At 64.2% G+C, this 19,887-nt stretch carries 23 protein-coding genes; 5 read left to right on the forward strand and 18 right to left on the reverse strand.

Translation table 11 applies throughout. From position 1 onward, the window contains the following. Nucleotides 1-9 precede the first annotated feature (9 nt). A complete protein-coding gene (locus tag RT614_RS13110; protein ID WP_313622540.1) occupies nucleotides 10-783 on the reverse strand; it encodes a helix-turn-helix transcriptional regulator in 774 nt (257 codons plus the stop codon). A gap of 120 nt (nucleotides 784-903) precedes the next feature. Here RT614_RS13110 and RT614_RS13115 point away from each other — a divergent pair, with 120 nt between their 5' ends. Continuing rightward, nucleotides 904-1,719 carry a sulfite exporter TauE/SafE family protein gene (locus RT614_RS13115; protein WP_313622542.1) on the forward strand — a complete coding sequence of 272 codons (816 nt, stop codon included), beginning with the start codon at nucleotides 904-906 and terminating at the stop codon, nucleotides 1,717-1,719. Between the two features lie 211 nt (nucleotides 1,720-1,930). Further along, entirely contained in the window at nucleotides 1,931-2,341 is a 411-nt protein-coding gene (locus RT614_RS13120) for a DUF4168 domain-containing protein (protein WP_313622544.1), read from the forward strand. A gap of 116 nt (nucleotides 2,342-2,457) precedes the next feature. On the opposite strand, the gene RT614_RS13125 is transcribed toward RT614_RS13120, so the two are convergent. From RT614_RS13125 to RT614_RS13150, 6 genes are all read right to left on the reverse strand, one after another. Continuing rightward, on the reverse strand, nucleotides 2,458-3,219 hold the full coding sequence (locus RT614_RS13125) for an ABC transporter permease (protein ID WP_313622545.1): 762 nt from the start codon (nucleotides 3,217-3,219) through the stop codon (nucleotides 2,458-2,460). Beyond that, the gene (locus RT614_RS13130; RefSeq protein ID WP_313622546.1) at nucleotides 3,216-4,139 is read right to left on the reverse strand and encodes an ABC transporter ATP-binding protein; all 924 of its coding nucleotides are present in this window, start codon (nucleotides 4,137-4,139) and stop codon (nucleotides 3,216-3,218) included. Before RT614_RS13130 ends, RT614_RS13125 begins: the two co-directional genes overlap by 4 nt. Before the next feature lie 95 nt (nucleotides 4,140-4,234). After that, nucleotides 4,235-5,164, reverse strand: a complete 930-nt coding sequence (locus tag RT614_RS13135) for a dihydrodipicolinate synthase family protein (RefSeq protein ID WP_313622547.1) — start codon at nucleotides 5,162-5,164, stop codon at nucleotides 4,235-4,237. A gap of 7 nt (nucleotides 5,165-5,171) precedes the next feature. Beyond that, a complete protein-coding gene (locus RT614_RS13140) occupies nucleotides 5,172-6,344 on the reverse strand; it encodes an L-rhamnonate dehydratase (protein WP_313622548.1) in 1,173 nt (390 codons plus the stop codon). Next, on the reverse strand, nucleotides 6,341-7,369 hold the full coding sequence (locus RT614_RS13145; protein WP_313622549.1) for a 4-hydroxythreonine-4-phosphate dehydrogenase PdxA: 1,029 nt from the start codon (nucleotides 7,367-7,369) through the stop codon (nucleotides 6,341-6,343). Before RT614_RS13145 ends, RT614_RS13140 begins: the two co-directional genes overlap by 4 nt. 7 nt (nucleotides 7,370-7,376) lie before the next feature. Next, nucleotides 7,377-8,360, reverse strand: coding sequence for a tripartite tricarboxylate transporter substrate binding protein (locus RT614_RS13150; protein WP_313622550.1), 984 nt, complete (start codon nucleotides 8,358-8,360; stop codon nucleotides 7,377-7,379). Between the two features lie 130 nt (nucleotides 8,361-8,490). Between RT614_RS13150 and RT614_RS13155 the strand changes: the two genes are divergently transcribed. Then, the gene (locus RT614_RS13155; RefSeq protein WP_313622551.1) at nucleotides 8,491-9,420 is read left to right on the forward strand and encodes a LysR family transcriptional regulator; all 930 of its coding nucleotides are present in this window, start codon (nucleotides 8,491-8,493) and stop codon (nucleotides 9,418-9,420) included. Nucleotides 9,421-9,544: 124 nt separating this feature from the next. Continuing rightward, nucleotides 9,545-9,886 (forward strand): zinc ribbon domain-containing protein YjdM, encoded by a 342-nt coding sequence (locus RT614_RS13160; RefSeq protein WP_313622552.1) that lies wholly within the window; start codon nucleotides 9,545-9,547, stop codon nucleotides 9,884-9,886. Nucleotides 9,887-9,929: 43 nt separating this feature from the next. Here the strand turns inward: RT614_RS13160 and RT614_RS13165 are convergent, their stop codons facing one another. From RT614_RS13165 to RT614_RS13210, 10 genes are all read right to left on the reverse strand, one after another. Further along, complete coding sequence (locus tag RT614_RS13165) at nucleotides 9,930-10,169, reverse strand: hypothetical protein (protein WP_313622553.1); 240 nt, start codon at nucleotides 10,167-10,169, stop codon at nucleotides 9,930-9,932. Nucleotides 10,170-10,185: 16 nt separating this feature from the next. Then, nucleotides 10,186-10,458: a nitrogen fixation protein FixH gene (locus RT614_RS13170; protein WP_313622554.1), complete on the reverse strand. Its 273-nt coding sequence runs from the start codon at nucleotides 10,456-10,458 to the stop codon at nucleotides 10,186-10,188. Nucleotides 10,459-10,495: 37 nt separating this feature from the next. Then, on the reverse strand, nucleotides 10,496-11,986 hold the full coding sequence (gene ccoG, locus RT614_RS13175; RefSeq protein ID WP_313622555.1) for a cytochrome c oxidase accessory protein CcoG: 1,491 nt from the start codon (nucleotides 11,984-11,986) through the stop codon (nucleotides 10,496-10,498). 75 nt (nucleotides 11,987-12,061) lie between these two features. Further along, nucleotides 12,062-13,024 (reverse strand): cytochrome-c oxidase, cbb3-type subunit III, encoded by a 963-nt coding sequence (gene ccoP, locus RT614_RS13180; RefSeq protein WP_313622556.1) that lies wholly within the window; start codon nucleotides 13,022-13,024, stop codon nucleotides 12,062-12,064. Continuing rightward, nucleotides 13,021-13,197 (reverse strand): CcoQ/FixQ family Cbb3-type cytochrome c oxidase assembly chaperone, encoded by a 177-nt coding sequence (locus RT614_RS13185; RefSeq protein WP_313622557.1) that lies wholly within the window; start codon nucleotides 13,195-13,197, stop codon nucleotides 13,021-13,023. The genes ccoP and RT614_RS13185 overlap by 4 nt, the downstream gene beginning before the upstream one ends. Nucleotides 13,198-13,199: 2 nt before the next feature. Continuing rightward, the gene (ccoO, locus tag RT614_RS13190) at nucleotides 13,200-13,928 is read right to left on the reverse strand and encodes a cytochrome-c oxidase, cbb3-type subunit II (RefSeq protein ID WP_313622558.1); all 729 of its coding nucleotides are present in this window, start codon (nucleotides 13,926-13,928) and stop codon (nucleotides 13,200-13,202) included. A 10-nt stretch (nucleotides 13,929-13,938) separates the two neighbouring features. Next, on the reverse strand, nucleotides 13,939-15,426 hold the full coding sequence (gene ccoN / locus RT614_RS13195; RefSeq protein WP_313622559.1) for a cytochrome-c oxidase, cbb3-type subunit I: 1,488 nt from the start codon (nucleotides 15,424-15,426) through the stop codon (nucleotides 13,939-13,941). Nucleotides 15,427-15,596: 170 nt separating this feature from the next. After that, a complete protein-coding gene (gene ccoS, locus RT614_RS13200; RefSeq protein ID WP_313622560.1) occupies nucleotides 15,597-15,758 on the reverse strand; it encodes a cbb3-type cytochrome oxidase assembly protein CcoS in 162 nt (53 codons plus the stop codon). Further along, complete coding sequence (locus RT614_RS13205) at nucleotides 15,755-16,729, reverse strand: hypothetical protein (RefSeq protein WP_313622892.1); 975 nt, start codon at nucleotides 16,727-16,729, stop codon at nucleotides 15,755-15,757. Before RT614_RS13205 ends, ccoS begins: the two co-directional genes overlap by 4 nt. A gap of 126 nt (nucleotides 16,730-16,855) precedes the next feature. Next, complete coding sequence (locus tag RT614_RS13210) at nucleotides 16,856-17,740, reverse strand: LysR family transcriptional regulator (RefSeq protein WP_313622561.1); 885 nt, start codon at nucleotides 17,738-17,740, stop codon at nucleotides 16,856-16,858. Nucleotides 17,741-17,846: 106 nt separating this feature from the next. Between RT614_RS13210 and RT614_RS13215 the strand changes: the two genes are divergently transcribed. Then, the gene (locus RT614_RS13215) at nucleotides 17,847-18,911 is read left to right on the forward strand and encodes an NAD(P)-dependent alcohol dehydrogenase (protein ID WP_313622563.1); all 1,065 of its coding nucleotides are present in this window, start codon (nucleotides 17,847-17,849) and stop codon (nucleotides 18,909-18,911) included. 63 nt (nucleotides 18,912-18,974) lie between these two features. Here RT614_RS13215 and RT614_RS13220 read toward each other — a convergent pair whose 3' ends face one another. Then, nucleotides 18,975-19,856, reverse strand: coding sequence for a LysR family transcriptional regulator (locus RT614_RS13220; RefSeq protein WP_313622564.1), 882 nt, complete (start codon nucleotides 19,854-19,856; stop codon nucleotides 18,975-18,977). Nucleotides 19,857-19,887: the final 31 nt, after the last annotated feature.

The following is a 19,887-nucleotide window of genomic DNA, read 5'->3' on the forward strand; positions in this document are numbered from 1 at the left end:
CCCCGGCTTTCACGCCATGGCCTGCCGCAAATACTCCGTGGGCGGTTTGCCCAGCACGCGCCGGAACATCGTCGAAAACGCCGCCGGGCTCTGGTAACCGAAATCCAGCGCGATAGCCGTTACCGGCGTGCCCGCCGCCAGGCGCGCCAGCGCGAGCACCACGCAAGCGCGCTGTCGCCATTCCGAAAACGCCATGCCCGTCTGCTGCCGGAAATACCGGCTGAACGTGCGCAGGCTCATGTGCAGGCGGTCCGCCCAGGCCTGCGGCGGCAATCGCGCGTCGGGCGCGGCGATGAACGCGCGGCACAACGGCGCCAGCCGCTTGTCGGGCGGCAATGGAATATGCAGAGGCAGCACCGGGGCACGTTCGACCTCGTGCAGCAGCAAAGCCGCCAGCGCGCCGTCGCGACCCTGGCGGTCGTACGCGGCGGGCATGTCCACCGCTTCCAGCAGCAACTGGCGCAACAGCGCAGACACCTCGATCACTTCGCAGGCATGGCTCTGCGCGCGCGCCGCTCCCGGTTCGATATAGGCGCTTCGCGTGCTGACGTCCAGCATGCGCACCTGATGCGTTACCCCTGCCGGGATCCACACGGCGCGCTGCGGGGGCACCACCCAGTTGCCGTCGCCCGTGACCACGTGCATGACGCCCGTGGCGCCATAAAGCAATTGCGCGCGTCGATGCGAATGGGGCGGCAACAGCGTGCCTGGCGGATAGTCGTTGCCGATGGCCACCACGGCGCGGTCCAGGCGGTCGTACTGATCGATGTGGCTGTTGCGCATGATGCACGCCGCCGCACTCCAGGGCGGCTTGGCCGAAACGAAAACATTATTGTCTCATCCTCGAAAGCGCGCCAACACCCGTCGCCGTAATCTGACCGCTTTCTTGGGAAGGAAAACGGCGTGGTCTATCTGGTTCTTGTCCTGTTCGGATGCCTGAGCGGCGTCACCACGGTGCTTTTTGGCTTCGGCGGCGGTTTCGTGGTGGTGCCCGTCCTGTACGGCGTGCTGACCGCCGTGCATGGCGCGCACGACGCGATAGGCCAATCGGCCATGCACATCGCGGTGGCCACCTCAACCTGCGTGATGATCGTCAATTCAATCTCCGCCACGCGCAACCACCAGCGCGCCGGCAACATCGTGCGCGCCTACGTGTGGCCGCTGGCCGGCTACATCGCAGTGGGCGCCCTAATCGGCGCGTTGGCCGCCACCCGGGCGGGCGGCGACTTCGTGCGGCTTGCCTTCATCGGCTATCTGGGCGTGACGATCCTCGATTGCCTGCTGCGCCAAGGATTTCTGTCGCAGCACGCGGATGCCCCGCCCCGTGCGCTGGGGCGGGCGGCGGCGATGGGCGGCGGCGTGGTTATCGGCGCGATCGCCGCCTTTCTGGGCGTGGGCGGCAGCGTGATGACCGTTCCGTTGCTGCGGCGGCGCGGCCTGCCCATGGCCAAGGCAGCCGCGATGGCAAACCCGCTGACGCTGCCGGTGGCCGTGGTGGCGACGCTGGCCTACATGGCCGCGGCTCGCGGACTGCCTGCGGCGCTGGCGCCATGGATCGTAGGCTATGTGGACCTGCTGGCCTTCGCCGCGCTGGCGGTGGGATCGCTGGCCGGGATCCGCCTGGCCGCCCCGCTGATTCCGCGCATTCCGGACCGGCTGCACGCGCGGGTGTACGTGCTGCTGCTGGCCATCGTGATGCTCAGCATGATCCTGCTGTAGCGCGCCTTGTCCGCGAACCTAAAGACACATCGCGGCCAGCAGCGACTACGAAATCGCGCAAAACGTTTCGACGGCGCGCCCTGGGGGCTCCCTCCCGGGCCTGGTCCGCATATCGTGCCCTGCCGACACAGGAAAACACATCGGGAAACTTGTCCCGGGCCCGGTCCGCTCGTCATCATGGTCGGACTTTCAACCGGAACAAGGAGATTTCATGCAGCGTTCCACTTACGCATTCCTATCCGCCGCCATACTGACGACGGCGCTGTCCGGTGCACCTGCCCTGGCGCAACAGGCCAGCCAGCCCCAAGCGCAGACGCAGGCACAGCCGGGCATGGCGCCCGCCGTGCAAAAGCCGACGGATCAACAATTGCAGAAGTTCGCCTCGGCATCGCAAAAGATTTCGGGCGTCGTCGACGAATACCGTCCGAAGGTCGACGCCGCGAAGACCGACGAGGCCAAGCAGAAGGTCGTTCAGGAAGCCGACGCCAAGATGGTGAAACTGGTGCGCGCCGATGGCCTGAGCGTCGAGGAATTCAACGGCATCGGCCAGGCCGTGCAGCAGGATCCGCAGCTCAAGCAGCGCCTGATGACCATGAAGCCCGGCCCCGCTGCCCCGCGCTAAGCGCATATAGCAAAGCCCCGGCGGCCCCCACGGCAAAAAAGCCACGCGCCCTTGCAGGCGCGTGGCTTTTTCATGCAGGGCCAGACGCGGCCGGGGCCTTTCGCCGGTGACCGGCTTCAGGTCTTCAAGCGGTAGCCGGTCTTGAAGATCCAGCGCACGCCCACCAGGCAGGCCACCAGGAAAGCCAGCGTCATGCCCACGCTGATTTCCATGCTGACGTCGGCGACGCCGAAGAATGCCCAGCGGAAACCGCTGACCAGGTACACGACCGGATTGAACAGCGTGACGGTCTGCCAGAAGGGAGGCAGCATGTTGATGGAATAGAACGTGCCACCCAGAAAGGTCAGCGGCGTGATGATCATCAACGGAATGATCTGCAGCTTTTCGAAGCCATCGGCCCAGATCCCGATGATGAAACCGAACAGGCTGAACGTCACGGCGGTCAGCACCAGGAAAGACAGCATCCAGAACGGGTGTGCGACGTCGAAAGACACGAACAGGCGCGCGGTGGCCAGCATGATGAGGCCCAGGATGATGGATTTGCTGGCCGCGGCGCCCACGTAGCCCATGACGATCTCCACGTAGGAGATGGGCGCCGAGTGGATCTCGTAGATGGTGCCGGAAAAGCGCGGCATGTAGATGCCGAACGAGGCATTGGCCACGCTCTGCGTCAGTAGCGACAGCATGATCATGCCCGGAACGATGAAGGCGCCGTAGCTGACGCCGTCGATCTCGACCATGTGCGAACCGATGGCCGATCCGAACACCACGAAATACAGCGACGTGGAGATCACCGGCGACAGCACGCTCTGCATCAGCGTGCGCCAGGCACGGGCCATTTCAAAGAGGTAGATGGCGCGAATGGCGTAGAAGTTCATGATTGACCGTGTACCAGGCTGACGAAGATGTCCTCGAGCGAACTTTCCGAGGAATTCAGGTCGGTGAATTCGATCTGCAACCTGTTCAGATCCTGCAGCAGCCTTGAAATATCGCCGCCCCCTTCGTTGTCGTAGGTGTAGACCAGCTTGTAGCCGTCGGCGGACAGGTCCAGCTGATATGCCTCGAGGGATGTCGGAATGCCGGGCAGCGGGGCCTTCAGCGTCAGCGCGAGCTGCCGCTTGCCCAGCTTGGACATCAGCACGTTCTTTTCCTCGACCAGGATGATTTCGCCCTTGCGGATGACGCCGACGCGATCCGCCATCTCTTGGGCTTCTTCGATGTAGTGCGTGGTCAGGATGATCGTGACGCCGCTTTCACGCAGCCGCCGCACCATTTCCCACATGCCGCGCCGCAGCTCGACGTCGACGCCCGCGGTGGGCTCGTCCAGGAACAGGATGGCGGGCTCGTGCGACAGCGCCTTGGCGATCATGACGCGCCGCTTCATGCCGCCGGACAGCGCCATGATGCGGCTGTCCTTCTTGTCCCACAGCGAAAGGTCACGCAGAACCTTTTCGATATAGGCGGGGTCGGCCGGCTTGCCGAACAGGCCACGGCTGAAGTTGACCGTGTTCCAGACGCTTTCGAAGGCGTCGGTGGAGATTTCCTGCGGCACAAGGCCGATCTTGGACCGCGCCGCGCGAAAGTCCGTGATGATGTCGTGGCCGTCGGCCAGCACCTTGCCGTCCGTGGGATTGACGATGCCGCAGATGATGCTGATCAGCGTCGTCTTGCCCGCGCCGTTTGGCCCAAGCAAAGCGAAGATCTCGCCGCGCTGGATATCCAGGCTCACGTTCTTGAGCGCCTGGAATCCCGAGGCGTATTGTTTGGATAAGCCCTGAACTGAAATGACCGGCTGCACGCGAGCCCCCAACTAAATCAATAGCCGGAGATTTTACCCGCCGCGACGTTACCGCTTGTTCAGCCTGGCAGAACGGTGTGTTTGGATTTCAGGAATTAACGGCCCCAGCGCAACACCATCGGATCCAGGCGCCGGGCAGTTTCCAGCAGGCCCTGGCGCACTTCCTCGCGCATCGGCGGGAAGGGATGCCGCGGCGCCTCGCAGGCAATGACGCCGCCCGCCTTCATCAGCGCCTTGGCGTTCAGGATGCCGCCTTGCCGATTCTCGTAGTTGATCAGCGGCAGCCAGCGCTCATAAAGCCGGTAGGCCTCGTCCCGCTGACCGGCCCGATGCGCCTCGATGATGGGACGGATGCCGTCGGCAAAGCCGCCGCCTGTCATCGACCCCGTGGCGCCCGCGTCCAGGTCCGGCAGCAGCGTGATGGCCTCCTCGCCGTCCCAGGGCCCCTCCACCGCCGCGCCGCCCAGCGCGATCAGGTCGCGCAATTTGGTGGCCGCGCCGGCGGTTTCGATCTTGAAGTACGACACATGTTCGATCTCGCCCGCCATGCGCGCCAGCAGCGCGGCCGACATCGGCGTGCCGGCCACGGGCGCGTCCTGGATCATGATGGGGATGTCAATGGCGTCCGAGACGCGCTGGTAAAAACCCATCACCTGATCTTCGGACACCCGGATCGTGGCGCCGTGATACGGCGGCATGATCATCACCATGGCCGCGCCCTGCTCCTGCGCCCGCCGGCTGCGCGCCGCGCAGACCTGGGTGCCGAAGTGCGTGGTGGTCACGATGACGGGAACGCGGCCGGCGACATGTTCCAGGATGGTCCGCGTCAGCACCTCGCGCTCATCATCCGACAGCACGAACTGTTCGGAGAAATTTGCCAGTATGCACAGGCCGTCCACGCCGGAGTCGATCATGAAATCGACTGCACGCTTCTGGCTGGGCAGGTCCAGTTCGCCGGATGCCGTGAACGGCGTGGGAACCACCGGGAATATGCCGCGGTAGCGCGGCGTGTGGGCTGTCGTCATGGCTGGCCTATTCGATGATGTTGAAGTCTTTGAGGTATTCCGTCTTGAGCGTCAGGCCCAACCCCGGCTTGCTGTCGTCCAGGTCGATGAATCCCTCTTTGGCCACCGGCTCGCCGTCGAAGATGTAGTAGAACAGCTCGTTGCCGACTTCCACGTCGAACATCGGGAAGTACTCGCTCATGGGCGAGGCCAGCGTGCTCATCGTCAGGTGATAGTTGTGCATCTGGCCTGCGTGGGGAATGACCGGCACGCTGTAGGCCTCGCACAGGGCGTTGATCTTGTGCGCCGCGGTGATGCCGCCCACCCGGTTCGTGTCGTACTGCACCACCGACACCGCCTTGCGGTCCAGCAGGTGCTTGAACCCATACAACGAGAACTCGTGTTCGCCGCCGGAAATAGGAATGGACGTAAGCTGGTTCAATTCCGCGTAGCCGTCGATGTCGTCCGCGATGACCGGCTCTTCCAGCCAGCGCGGCTCGAATTTCTCCAGCTTGGGCAAGATGCGCTTGGCGTACTCCAGGTTCCAGCCCATGTAGCATTCCAGCATCAGGTCCGTGTCATACCCGATGACCTCGCGAACCGCTTCCACGGACTTCAGGTTTTCCGACACTCCCTTCTGCAGCTGCGCCGGGCCATAGCCAAAACGCATCTTGAAGGCAGTGAAACCCTGGTCCAGATAGGTCTGCGCCTCGTCCTGCATGGCTTTCAGGTCGGTGCGATACAGCTTGGAGTAGTAGACGGGGATCTTTTCCTTCGTGCGCCCGCCCAGCAGCTTGAACACCGGCTTGTTGACGGACTTGCCCAGGATGTCCCAGATGGCCAGGTCCACAGCCGAAATCGCGGCCATCGTCACGCCTTTGCGGCCCCAGGCATGCGTGGCGCGGTACATGCGCTGCCACAGGTATTCGTAGTCCCAGGGATCCTGGCCGACGACGAGCGGCGCCAGGTACTGGTCGATGATGGCCTTGGCCACGCGCGGCGCCAGCGCCACGTTGCCCAGCCCCACGATGCCGTCGTCCGTCTCCACCTCGACGACCGTCCAGCCATGGAAGCGGAAAGTGCTCATGGTCTCCTGCTTTGAATACAGCAGGTCCATGGCGTTGGAGCAGAAGTTGCCTTGCGGCGGAACGGTCTTGCCGGTCCATTCGTAGACGCGCGCGCGGACGGATTTGATTTTCATGACGAGGTCCTGGTTGAAGGGTTTGCGCCCATGCGGCAGGCGATCTGGAATGCCTGCCAGGTAGCTTGCACGTTTGCGCGGCCCATGCCGGCGATGTCGTAGGCGGTGCCGTGCGCCGGGGTGGTGATGGGAATGGGCAGGCCTCCCTGCACCGTCACGCCGCGTGAAAAGCCCAGCAGCTTGATCGCGATCTGCCCCTGGTCGTGATACATGGTGACGATGGCCTGGAATTCGCCCGCCTGCGCCTTCAGGAAGATGGTGTCAGCGGGAAACGGGCCCTGGACGGGCAGCCCTTCCTCGTTCAGCTGCCGCACCGCGGGCTCGATGATGTCCACCTCTTCGCGGCCGCAGGTGCCGCCGTCCCCGCCATGCGGGTTGAACGCCGCCACCGCGACGCGTGGGGACTGGACCCCATTGGCCTGTAGCGAGCGGTAGATCAGGCGAGTGGCTGCCTTGATGCCGTCAATGCTTAGCGCAGCCGCGGCATCCTTGAGCGGAATATGCGACGACACACGCGCCGTCCACAGGTCGCCCAGGGTGTTGAACTCGCAGAAGTAATCCTTGACGCCCAGGTACTGCGCAATGTGGTGGAGCTCGTCGCCATGATTCAGGCCGCCCTGCTTCATTGCATATTTGTTCAGCGGCGCGAAACAGATGGCGTCGATTTGAACGGCCAAGGCCGCGTCCATGCAGGCATCAAGCACCCGCAGCACGGATGTGCCGCCCGGCGCCTGCGCCTGTCCGACTCGCACCTGGTCCTGATTGACCGTGTCCATCTCGAGCCAGGCGGGCACGCCGTCGTCCGGCCGGCCTCGCACCGCCTCGAATCCGTCAACGGGGCGCGTCGGAATGTTCACGCCCGCCACGCGCTGGCCCTCGCGCCACAGCCACGCATCGCCCACCAGCACGATGTTCGCCATGCGCGTGGCCTCCGGCATGGCAAGCAGGCGCGCGATAAGTTCGGCGCCAATTCCGGCTGGATCGCCCAGCGTCAGCGCCACAACGGGTTTGTGCTGCGTATTCATGTTGCGGTCATTCCACGGAAATATGGTTTTTCTTGATGATGGCGGCGTAGCGCTGGTTCTCGGCTGTGTGGAACTGCGCAAACTGCTCCTGGCTCATCGGATTGATGTCGGCGCCGATCGCCAGCAGGCGCGCTTGAGTGTCCGGCAGCACAAGAATGCCGTTGACCGCATCATGCACACGCTTCTGGACGGCGACGGACGTGGCGCTGGGCATGTAGATGCCATACCAGGCGCTCATTTCCACGCCGGGAACGCCCGCTTCAGCCATGGTCGGCACGTCCGGCAACTGGGCATTGCGCTTGGGGCTTAGCACCGCCAATGCGCGCACCTTGCCGCTCTTGATATGGGGAATCACGGACGATGCGGTTTCGAATGCGATCTGCACCTGTCCGCCCATCAGGTCCACCATGGCCGGCCCGCTGCCACGGTACGGGATGTGCGTCATGCGCACGCCCGTCGCGTCCTTGAACAGCTCGGCCGCGATGTGCTGCGTGCTGCCCGACCCGCTGCTGGCAAAGTTGTACTCACCCGGCTTGCTCTTGAGCAGCGCGATCAGCTCCTGCACCGAATTGGCCGGCACCTGGTTGTTCACCACCAGGATGTTCGGCACCGCGCCCACGAACACCACCGGCGTGAGGTCGCGGTCGTTGTCGTACGAAAGCTTGAGCAGGTGCGGGGCGATCGCGTGGGCGGTGGACACGCCCATCACCATGGTGTGCCCGTCGGACGACTTCGCAGCCAGATCGGCGGCCAGCGTGTTGGAAGCGCCCGGTTTGTTTTCCACCACGACGGTCTGCTTGAGCAGGGGCCCGAGCTTGTCGGCCACCGCGCGCGCCATGGCGTCGGTGCCCCCGCCCGGGGCGGAACCCACAAGCAGGCGCAAAGGCTTGGTGGGCCATTCCGCGCCCGACGCCTGTGCCTCAGCCTGAGGCGCCAGTGCCGACAGGCACACGGCGGCAGCCGCCATCGCGGCAACTACGCGAATCTTCATGGTTGTCTCCTTGATTGATCGTTCTTTTTTCCCCGCGGCGCGGGGATTTCTTATGGATCAATCTTAGAAAGAAGCTATGTTTCCGTAAAATGAAACTTTTGCACTAACCGTTCACCTGAGGCGATCAATCATGGAACGCACCCCGAACGTCCCCGCCCTGCTGTCCCGCCTGCGCATGCGGCAGATCGTCCTGCTGCTGGCCATCGAAGAACGCGGCACCCTGCGCGCGGCCGCCAATCAGCTGAACATGACCCAGTCGGCCGCCAGCAAAATGCTGCACGAACTGGAACTGGCCATCGGCCAGCCGCTATTCGAACGGGTCGGCCGCGGCCTGGCGTTGACGGCCGCCGGCGATTGCGTGATGGGATATTTCCGGGGCATGCGCGGAACGGTTTCGTCGCTGTCGCGCGAGCTCGAAGAGTTGCGCCTGGGCAGCGCGGGCAAGCTGTTCATCGGCAGCATCATGGCCGCGTCGCCAGGTCATCTCACTGACGCCCTGCTTGCGCTGAAGCAGATATACCCCCTGCTGTCCGTGGAGATTTCCACGGGCACCAGCGACCTGCTGATCGGTCGCCTGAACGAGGGCAAGCTCGATGTGGTGATCGGACGGATGCTGACGCTGTCGGACCGGCATTACCGCTTCCGCCCGATTGGCGACGAGGCCTTATCCGTGATCGCGGCGGTGGACCATCCCCTGGCGCGACGCAAGCGTGTCGATTTCAAGGCCATGCAGGCCTATCCGTGGGTGCTGCAACCGCACGGCAGCCCGATGCGCGAGGTCATCGAACAGGAATTCCATTCGCACAATGCCACGACACCCAATGGGCTGATTGAGTCGGCGTCCATCCTCACCACGACGAACCTGGCGATGAAGTCCACGATGCTGGGCGTGATTCCCGAGTCCGTGGCCGGACGGTACGCGGCGCACGGGCTGTTGGCGATCCTTCCGTATCAGATCCGGCACAGCCTGACGGCGTTCGGCAGCATCGTGCCCCGCGACCGTCCCCTCAGCGCGCCGGCGCGAGATTTCGTGCGTCTGCTGCACGGCGACGAAGCGTGACGTCAATACTTGATCAGGTCGGGGAAATAGCTCTATTTAAGGCCTTTCAGCGCATTTTCGTACTGTGCAGCGACGTATACTTGCGGGTTGCGCCACTAGCGCGCTGTTCTCTTGAGGTTTGATCTTGAGCGCCCTGCCTTCCTGCCCCCAATGCCAGTCCGCATTCACCTACGAAGACGGTTCGCTCTTCGTCTGTCCTGAATGCGCGCACGAGTGGCCGGCGCAGGCTGATGCCGCGTCCGACGACGCGGCCAAGGTCTACCGCGACGCCGCCGGCAACGTCCTGCAAGACGGCGACACCGTCACCGTCATCAAGGATCTCAAGCTCAAGGGGTCGGGCGGCGTGATCAAGATGGGAACCAAGGTCAAGGGGATCCGCCTGGTCGACAGCGACCACGACATCGATTGCAAGATCGATGGCTTCGGCCCGATGAGCCTGAAATCCGAATTCGTCAGGAAGGCCTGAGGGTTAGAAGTCGTCGTCCTCTTTCGTCATGAAGGCCTGGACGTCAGAAGTCGTCGTCGTCCTCTTCGACCTTCGGCATCAGATAGGCCGTCAGCGCGCTGGACAGGCCCGCCATTAGCCACAGCACGAAAAACGAAACCGTGTAGAAGCCCATTCGGCCCGACGGCGTGTGCCCGAAGATGACGACGTCCAGCGGATCTATCAGGGCAAAGATCAGTGCGCTTCCCGAAGCGGCCGCCAGGAACGACGGCCACAGGATCCACATCAACGATCGCAATCCCATGCGTGAACTCCCCCGGTCAAGGCTTGGCGGGCGTGGCGCCCGTGTTCAAGGGCGACGCGCCCTCCGCGGCGTTGGCCGAGGCCTGTTCAATGACGAGCCCCCGCTTGACCACGCCCTGCTGGATGGGCTGGTTGCCAAACTGTGTCATCGCAAAATAGATGGTGATGAAGCAGCCCACCATGGCGGCGAACGGCCCGGCCATCAGGATCCAGGGCCAGGGTTCGCGATACCAGGGTTTGGCAGGATGGGCCTGATCGGCCGGAGGGACTGCGATTTGCGCGGCATTCATACGGATGTCCTTGTGGTGTCCAGGGCAGGATTTCGCCCTAATCGGGCACATAGAAACTGGCAGCCTCGTCGGTTTCGACCTGGCGGTTTTCGCCGTCGTGGCCGTGCGCGCGAAGCGTGATGGGATGGGCGCCGGGCGCCGCGCCCGCCGGAGCACGGATCACCATGGGCAGCAGCTTGTTGGCGGCGGCTTCAACCTCGACCACGTCGGAGCCCTGCTGGCCCGCCAAAACGGCCAGCCCCGGCATGCCGTCGGCCGACAGGCGCAATCGCATCGGCACGTCGGACGTGTTGATGATCTGCAGGCGATAGACGTTTTCGATCAGGCCCCCGGCGACCTCCCGGCCCAGCACGCCGCGGTCGCGAATGACGTCGACACGTAGCGGGTTGCGCACCACCAGCGACACCACGAAGGCCACCGCCAACAGCATGATGAGCGTGCCGTAGATCAGCACGCGCGGGCGCAACAGATGGGATCGCGCGCTCTTGGTGGACAGGCCGTCCAACATGGCGCGTTCCGAGGTGTAGCGGATCAGGCCGGGTTCGTACTGCATCTTGTCCATGACCTGTTCACAGGCGTCGATGCAGGCGCCGCAGCCGATGCACATGTATTGCAGCCCGTCGCGGATGTCGATGCCAGTGGGGCACACCTGCACACACAGGCTGCAGTCGACGCAGTCGCCCAGGCCGGCCGCCTTGTGGTCGACCTTGCGCGACCGGCTGCCACGCGGGTCGCCTCGGCGCTTGTCGTAGGTGACCACGAAGGTGTCCGGGTCGACCATGACGCTCTGGAACCGGGCATACGGGCACATGTACTTGCACACGGATTCGCGCATGAAGCCGGCGTTGCCCCACGTGGCAAACCCGTAGAACAGCATCCAGAACCACTGCCACGGCCCCAGTTGCAGCGCGAAGAGTTCGTGGCCGAGTTCGCGGATGGGCGCGAAATAGCCGATGAACGTGGAGCCCGTCCACCAGGCCAGCGCGATCCACAGGAAATGCTTGGTGAACTTCAGGCGGAACTTGCGCCAGGTCCAGGGCGCCTCATCCAGGCGGATGCGCGCAATGCGGTCGCCTTCGACCTTGCGCTCGATCCACATGAAGATTTCGGTGTAGACGGTCTGGGGACAGGCGTAGCCGCAGAACAAGCGCCCGGCAACCGCCGTGAACAGGAACAGCGCCAGCGCCGAAATGACAAGCAGGACGGCCAGATAGACGACGTCTTGCGGCCACAGCACCAGGCCGAACAGGTAGAACTTGCGCGCGCCCAGGTCAAAGAGCACGGCCTGCCGGCCGTTCCATTGCAGCCAGGGCAAGCCGTAGAAAATGATCTGGGTGATGAAGACGAACGCGATGCGCCAGCGGGCGAAGATGCCACTGACGGATCGCGGATAGATTTTGCTGCGCACTCCCGCGAGCGTCTGTTCCAGGGTTTCCTGGCCAGGCCGCGGCGGCCGTGTATGCGGCCGCCAGGGTGGTGGGTCACCCTCAGGCGAACTCCTGACGCTTGCGGTTGACCCATCATCCATTTGCTGCTCCGTACTGTAAGTGCTAGTGGTATGGAAGGCCGCGTCGCGGCCTTCCATCTACGTCCTGCTGTCCCGCTACTTGACCGCTTCCGGCTGGGCGGGGGCCGCGGCGGCCTGCTTCTGCGCATCCGGCTTGTTCGACAGACCCCAGACCCAGGCAGTCAGGATCTTGATCTGCTCGGGGCTGAGGATGTGCTCGTGCGCCGGCATGCGGTTGTCGCGGCCTTCAAGAATCGTCTTGACGATGGTGGCTTCCGAGCTGCCGTACAGCCAGACGTCGTCCGTCAGGTTGGGTGCGCCCATGAGCTGGTTGCCCTTGCCGTCGACACCGTGACAGGCGACGCAGAAGTTGGCGAACTCGCGCTTGCCGCGGAAGACACGCACCGGATCGGCCGTCAGGCCCGACAGCGAACGCACGTATTGCGCGATGTCGCCGGCCATCTTGGGATCGATGGCATCCTTCCAGGGCGGCATCACGCCATGGCGGCCTTCCTTGATGGTCTGCATGATGGCTTCGGGCGAACCGCCGTGCAGCCAGTCGCCGTCAGCCAGGTTGGGAAAGCTGGGTGCGCCCTTGGCGTCGGAGCCGTGGCACTGCGCGCAGGTGTTCAGGAAGAGGCGCTGGCCGATTTCGCGGGCGCCCGGGTCTTGCGCGATCTGCGGCACCGTCATGGCGTCGAAGCGCGCATAGATGGGGCGAACGGCCTCGGCCATCTTGGCCTGCTGCTGCGCGACTTCTTCGGTGCTGCTGAAGCCAAGCTTGCCCTTGTACTGACCCAGGCCTGGCATCAGGAACAGGTAGCCCAGCGCAAACGCGCAGGCCAGCAGGTACATCCAGGTCCACCAGGTGGGCACGGGGTTGTTCAGTTCGGTCAGGTCGCCGTCCCAGACGTGGCCGGTGTCCTCGACCTGCCCGCTGGCGGGCTTGGCGCTAAGCCAGCGGCGCTGCGTGTACAGCAGCCACACGCACCAGAGCACCCCGCCAACCGCGACGATCGCGATGAAATACCCCCAGAAGCCATTGACGAAATCGCTCATGACCGATTCGCTCCATCTTGTTGTGCATGCCCGAATTCATCAGGCAGTGCGAACGGCAGCATTGCCGATTCGCGATTGGCGCCCTGGCGGCCGCGCGAGCAGGCCCACCAGACGATGCCGAAAAAGGTTGCCATCGAGGTGGCGGTGACGATTGCGCTGATGTAGGCCACCATGATCAGCCTCCCGTCGCCGCCGGCGCGGCGGGCTGTGCAGTGGACTGCTGGAGCTTCTTGGCTTCTTCGGCCTTCTTGGCCTCTTCAGCCTGCTTGGCCAGCTGCGCCTTGCGCACGCCGACGCCCAAGCCTTGCAGGTAGGCCACCAGCGCGTCTTCTTCCGTCTTGCCTTCGATGGCCTTGGGCGCGGCGGCGATTTCCTCGTCGGTGTACGGCACGCCGAGCGCACGCAGGGCCCGCATGCGCTGGTCCACGTTCTGGCCGGTGATGACCGTCTTTTCCAGCCACGGGTAGGCGGGCATGTTGGATTCCGGCACCACCTTGCGCGGATCGCGCAGGTGGATGCGGTGCCAGTCGTCGGAGTAGCGTTCGCCAACGCGCGCCAGGTCGGGACCCGTACGCTTGGAGCCCCACAGGAACGGGTGATCGAAGACGGACTCCGACGCGATCGAGTACGAACCGTAGCGCTGGACTTCGGCGGCCAGCACGCGGACCTGCTGCGAGTGGCAGCCCACGCAGCCTTCGCGGATGTAGACGTCGCGGCCCATCAGCCGCAGCGGGCTGTAGGGTTCGACGCCCGCCACGGGCTGGGTGGTGCTGTGCTGGAAGAACAGCGGGATGATCTGGACCAGCCCCGCGAAGGACACCACCAGGATGCTGGCGATGATCATCCAGCCGATGTTCTTCTCGAGGGTCTGGTGGGAAAAGAAGCCGTGATTCTTGTTGGCCATGATGTCCTCGTCAAACGGTAGCCGGCACGGCGGTCGCGGGGACCGACGGGCGGGCGGCATGGGGATCGTCTTGCGGAATGGCGGGGTTGATCGCCTGCGCGCCGCTCACCGTCTTCCAGACGTTCCAGGCCATGACAAACACGCCGCACAAGAACAAGGTGCCGCCCAGCAAACGAATCAGGTAGTACGGAACGCGCGTCTTCAGTTCTTCGACGAAGCTGTAGACCAGCGTGCCGTCGGGAGCGGTGTCGCGCCACATCAGGCCCTGCTGCACGCCGGCGATCCACATGGCGGCGATGTACAGCACCACGCCGATGGTGGCGATCCAGAAGTGCAGTTCGATGGCCTTGACGCTGTACATCTTTTCGCGGCCGTACAGGCGCGGGATGAGGTAGTAGAGCGAGCCGAAGGAAATCATCGCGACCCAGCCCAGCGCGCCGGAGTGCACGTGGCCGATGGTCCAGTCCGTGTAGTGCGACAGCGCGTTGACCGTGCGGATCGACATCATGGAGCCTTCGAAGGTGGACATGCCGTAGAACGACAGCGCCGTGACCATGAACTTCAGGATGGGATCGGTGCGCAGCTTGTACCAGGCGCCCTGCAGGGTCATGATGCCGTTGATCATGCCGCCCCACGAAGGCGCCAGCAGGATCAGCGAGAAGGTCATGCCCAGCGACTGGGTCCAGTCGGGCAGCGACGTGTACAGCAGGTGGTGGGGGCCCGCCCACATGTACGTGAAGGCCAGCGCCCAGAAGTGGACGATGGACAGGCGGTACGAGTAGATGGGACGGCCGGCCTGCTTGGGCACGAAGTAATACATCATGCCCAGGAAGCTGGTGGTCAGGAAGAAGCCCACTGCGTTGTGGCCGTACCACCACTGCACCATGGCGTCCTGCACGCCCGCATAAGCGGAGTAGGACTTCCACAGCGTCACCGGCATCTCGATGTTATTGAAGATGTGCAGGATGGCGATGGTGAGGATGTACGAGCCGAAGAACCAGTTGGCCACGTAGATGTGCTTGGAGCGGCGCTTGATGATCGTGCCGAAGAACACGATGGCGTAAGCGACCCAGACCAGGGTGATCAGGATGTCGATGGGCCATTCCAGTTCGGCGTATTCCTTGCTGCTGGTGAAGCCCATAGGCAAGGTGATCGCGGCGGCGACGATGACGACCTGCCAGCCCCAGAACGTGAACGCGGCCAGCTTGTCGCAGAACAGGCGCGCCTGACAGGTGCGCTGGACGACGTAGTAGGAAGTCGCGAAAAGTGCGCTGCCGCCGAAAGCGAAAATCACGGCGTTGGTGTGCAGCGGGCGCAGGCGGCCGTAGCTGAGCCATGCGGTGTCGAAATTCAACTGAGGCCAAATCAGCTGTGCGGCTAGAAAAACGCCCACAGCCATGCCGACAATGCCCCAGACTACCGTCATGAGCGCGAACTGCCTCACGACCTTGTAGTTGAAGGTATCGGCCTTGCTTGCGATTGCGGCGCAATCGTTCATCACCCTTCCCCTAAAGTAACAAAAACTCCAGGCTTCGATGATGGGACTAGTCACACGAGTCGACGTTGATTTGGATCAACCGGCCTGCGTCGGCTTAGATATCGCGGCGTAACCGCAACGGTATTAGGGGTATTCGGTCGCAGCCAGCCGTCGCCAGCCGGCCGAAGCGTTCAGCGGCGGCTTGAGGCGCCGCTGTCGTCGTCGCGCAGGATGGCCATGCCGGCGTTGTCGGTGTCGTCGTACTGGCCGTTGAAGACAGCCCACCACAGCGACACTCCGATGGCCAGGACGAACAGCAGCGAAAGCGGCAGGAGCAGATAGAGGATGGTCATGGCGCGGCTCCCAGCGCATCGCCCGGCGCCATTCCGCCCGACCAGTCCCGGCGGGACAGGCGCCAGGAGTTGTAAGCAACCGCCAGCGAGGACACCAGCATGGTGATGGCGGCCAGCCAGGGCGTGACCCACCCGACCAGCGCCAGCGGCGTCATCAGCAGGTGCCAGACCAATGAGCCGTACAGGTTTTGGCGGGCCTTGCGGCGAGCTTCCGCCAGCAAGGCATCCAGCGCCGCGTCGGGCATGTCGGGATGGGCCGCCAGCGCGGAATGCGCCGAGGCCATCGCGGTGGGCACCGCCATCGACATGGCGCAGGGACAGCTCATGACCAGCAGCGCCACCATCACGGGGATGCTGTGGGCGGGGTCGATGTAGGCCCATCCGGCGGCGGCGGCCAGCGCCAACGCGACCTGAATCATGACGAAGCGCGACGCCAGACGGTCGGCGCGCGCGCCCAGATGGAGGCGCTGGTCTTCGACCCGGGCATGGCGGCGGCCGCCGGCGGCGCCGCCATAGGATTGGCGGGCGCACAATTCCAGGTAGCGGGCGGTCAGCAGGAAGGCCACGAACATCGTGACGGAATCGAAATAGACCTCGCCCTGGCCGGTGTAGGTGGCGTGGACGCTGGGAATGAAGGCGGCGACGATGCCCAGGGCGACCGGCACATCCATGCCGGCGCGGCCGTGGCGCAGGTTGGCGCCGGCATGACGCCAGATGGGCCATGCCGAATACAGCACGACTGGTACGGTGAGCGCGAAGCTGGCCCAGTTCATCAGGACGATGGCCCAATCCAGGGTTTCAAGCGCGTCGGCGGGCATGCCCTCGTGGCGCAGGTAGCCGGGCCAGGCGAACATCATGACCTGCATCATCGCCAGCCAGGCCAGCGACAGGCGCACCAGCGCGTGGCGGCGTTGCTGGCGATCGGCGGCGGGCAGGCCGGCCGGAACGGCGAAAATGGATTTGGCTCGCATGCGGCGATGGTAATCCGGTCCGTCCCCCAGCGCCTTGATCTGAATCAAGGCGTGTTTCCCGGTTTGCCCCGCCCCCAGCCAGCCGGCAGGCCGCGTCAAGGACCGCCCTGCCCCCGCCGGCCAGCATCATTGGCGAGCCATGTCGATGAACGCCCGCAGGGCAGACGACACGCGCCGCTGCCGCGGGTAGTACAGCATGAACCCCGGTATCACCGGGCACCAGTCGTCCAGCAGCCGCACCAGGGTACCGGCGTCCAGCTGCCCGGCCACGTAGTTCTCCGGCACGTAACCGATGCCGATGCCGTCAGCGGCGGCGCGCACTTCAGCGTGGACGTCGCTCAGCGCAATACGGCCAGGCACATCGAATTCGAGGGTCTCGCCGCCCTTCTTGAATTCCCACTTGAAATAGCGGCCGCTGGGAAAGCGGTAGCGGATGCATTGGTGCTGCAACAGGTCGGCGGGATGCCGGGGCGATTCCCGGCCTTGCAGGTAGGCGGGGGACGCCACGACCACGGAACGCAGCGGGGGGCCGATGGGCACCGCCACCATGTCCTCGGGCACCGCCTCCAGCAGGCGCACTCCCGCGTCGAAGCCGGATCCGACGATGTCGACGAAGCTGTCGTCTTCGCCGATCTCCAGGCGGATGTCCGGATACGCCGCCAGGAAGCGCGCCGCCATGGGCATCAGCAGCAGGTACGAAGCCGCCCGGGAGGTATTGATGCGCAGCGTGCCCGACGCGGATCCCCGGAAATGGTTCATTTCGTCTAGCGCATCGCCCAGATCGTGCAGCACGGGCTGCAGGCGTTCGGCCAGGCGCTGGCCTGCGTCGGTAAGCGCCACGCTGCGGGTCGTGCGGTTGAACAGGTTCACGCCCAGGCGCTCTTCGAGATTGCGGATGGCGTAACTGACCGCGGAGGTGGACAGGCTCAGCTCTTCGCCGGCCTTGCGGAAGCTGGCCAGGCGTGCGACCGCGGAGAAAGCAGCAAGGTGCGACAGGTTGTCGAGTGGCATGATTATGCAAATTCATTCAATAAATCATGCCGAAATTCTAGCTTGAGCCCCTTATGTCGCCGGGACTATTGTTGGCGACTGCTCAACAAATTTGCAAGAGGCCGTCATGTTACAAGCCCGAGGCTACGCCGCTCACAGCGCCGACACTCCCCTCGTCCCCTTCAGCTTTACCCGCCGTGAACCCGGCGACGACGACGTGCTGATCGACATCCTGTACAGCGGAATCTGTCATTCCGACCTTCATCAGGCGCGCGGCGACTGGGGCAATTCCATGTACCCGATGGTGCCCGGCCACGAAATCATCGGCCGCGTCGCGCAGGTGGGCAAGAACGTCGCCAAGTTCAAGGTGGGCGACTACGCCGGCGTAGGCTGCATGGTGGACTCGTGCCGCCACTGCAAGGCCTGCCGCCTGAACCTGGAACAGTACTGCGAGGAAAACGCCACGCTGACCTACAACGACAAGGAGCGCGGCAGCGATCAACTGACGTTTGGCGGCTATTCGGACCGCATCGTCGTGCGCGAGCATTTTGTGGTGAAGGTGTCGGACAAGCTGGACCTGAAAGCCGTCGCGCCGCTGCTGTGCGCCGGCATCACGACCTATTCGCCGCTGCGCCACTGGAAGGTCGGTCCCGGCAAGAAAGTGGGCGTGATCGGGCTGGGCGGCCTGGGGCACATGGGCGTGAAGTTCGCGCATGCCCTGGGCGCGCACGTCGTGATGATCACCACATCGGCCGACAAGGCGCGCGACGCCAAGCGCCTGGGCGCGGACGAAGTGTTGGTCTCGCGCAATGGCGACGCGATGGCGGCCCATGCCGGCACGTTCGACTTCCTGTTGAACACCGTGCCGGTCAGCCACGACGTGAACCCCTACATGGCGCTGCTGACGCTGGACGGCACCATGGCGCTGGTGGGCGCGCTGACGCCGCTGGATCCGATTCCGGGCGCCAACTTGATCATGGGCCGCAAGTCCCTGGCCGGGTCGGCGATCGGCGGCATGGAAGAAACGCAGGAAATGATGGATTTCTGCGCGGAACACGGGATCGTCAGCGATGTGGAAATCGTGCCGATCCAGTCGGTGAATGAAGCCTACGAGCGGCTGGTTAAGAACGACGTCAAGTACCGCTTCGTGATCGACATGGCCTCGCTGAAAGAAGAGCGCGCCGCGGCATAGCGGATCGCGTGCGGCCCGTGGGATCCACGGGCTGCAACCCCGGGCCGGGCCAGAATGACTGCATCAGAGGACCTGAAAGGGAGACATGCTCCGAAGCTGGTCCAGGATCCAGCCTGCCCGGGCCGATAGCGGCCATTCCGACCGGTGTATCAGCCACAGCGTGTCGACCACCTGGGCTCCACATGCAATAACCTGAATGGCATCGGGTCGGGCAAACGCCTGGCGCGCATGGCGTGGGATGACGGTAAAACCCAGGCCGCGCGCGACCGGCTCCAAGATCAACGCGATCTGGTTGGTGAAACCGTGAAACGGCAATGCCCGGAGCCCCGGGTTGCCTGGAAAGCGGCGCGCCAGCAGCCGGGTCGCCATCGCCTGACCGTCCGGATGGTCTATGAAGCCCAGCCGCTCCAGATCCTCCCAACTTTCGACCTCTACGCCCGCCGGAGCCACCAGTTCCAGCGGTTCTTCAACGAACGGCGTCGCGGCAAGGCGTGCATCGTCGGGCCGCAGGGTGACCAGGCCGAGTTCGTATTGCTTGTTGAGAACGGCATCGCGCGCCTCCGGATCGGGCGCGAAACGATGGCGGATGACCAGTCCGCGATGCTGATGCTGCAAGGCCAGCAGCAAGGGATACAAGGCGAGCCCCACGCTGCCGGGCGTGATCAGGCTGATCTCGCCGCTATCGACCGTAGCGTCCGAGAGACGCAGCTTCAGGCGTTTGTCGGCCAGGTCCATCTCGTCGCAATAGTCCAGCAGCGCCTCGCCGGCCGGCGTCAGTTCCACCTGGCGAGGACGGCGGATCAGCAAGGGGCCGAATTCGTCTTCCAGATGGCCAACATGCTGGCTGACGGCGGCCTGCGTCAGTCCGAGTCGAATCGCCGCGCGCGTGAAGCTGCCTGTTTCGACCAGGGCTTTGAATGAGCGCAGCCAGTGCGGATTCGTCATAACAGATTCTTATCCGAATCATAAATATTGA

This window comes from Achromobacter sp., assembly GCF_032102605.1.
In the GTDB taxonomy this organism is placed as follows: domain Bacteria; phylum Pseudomonadota; class Gammaproteobacteria; order Burkholderiales; family Burkholderiaceae_B; genus Achromobacter.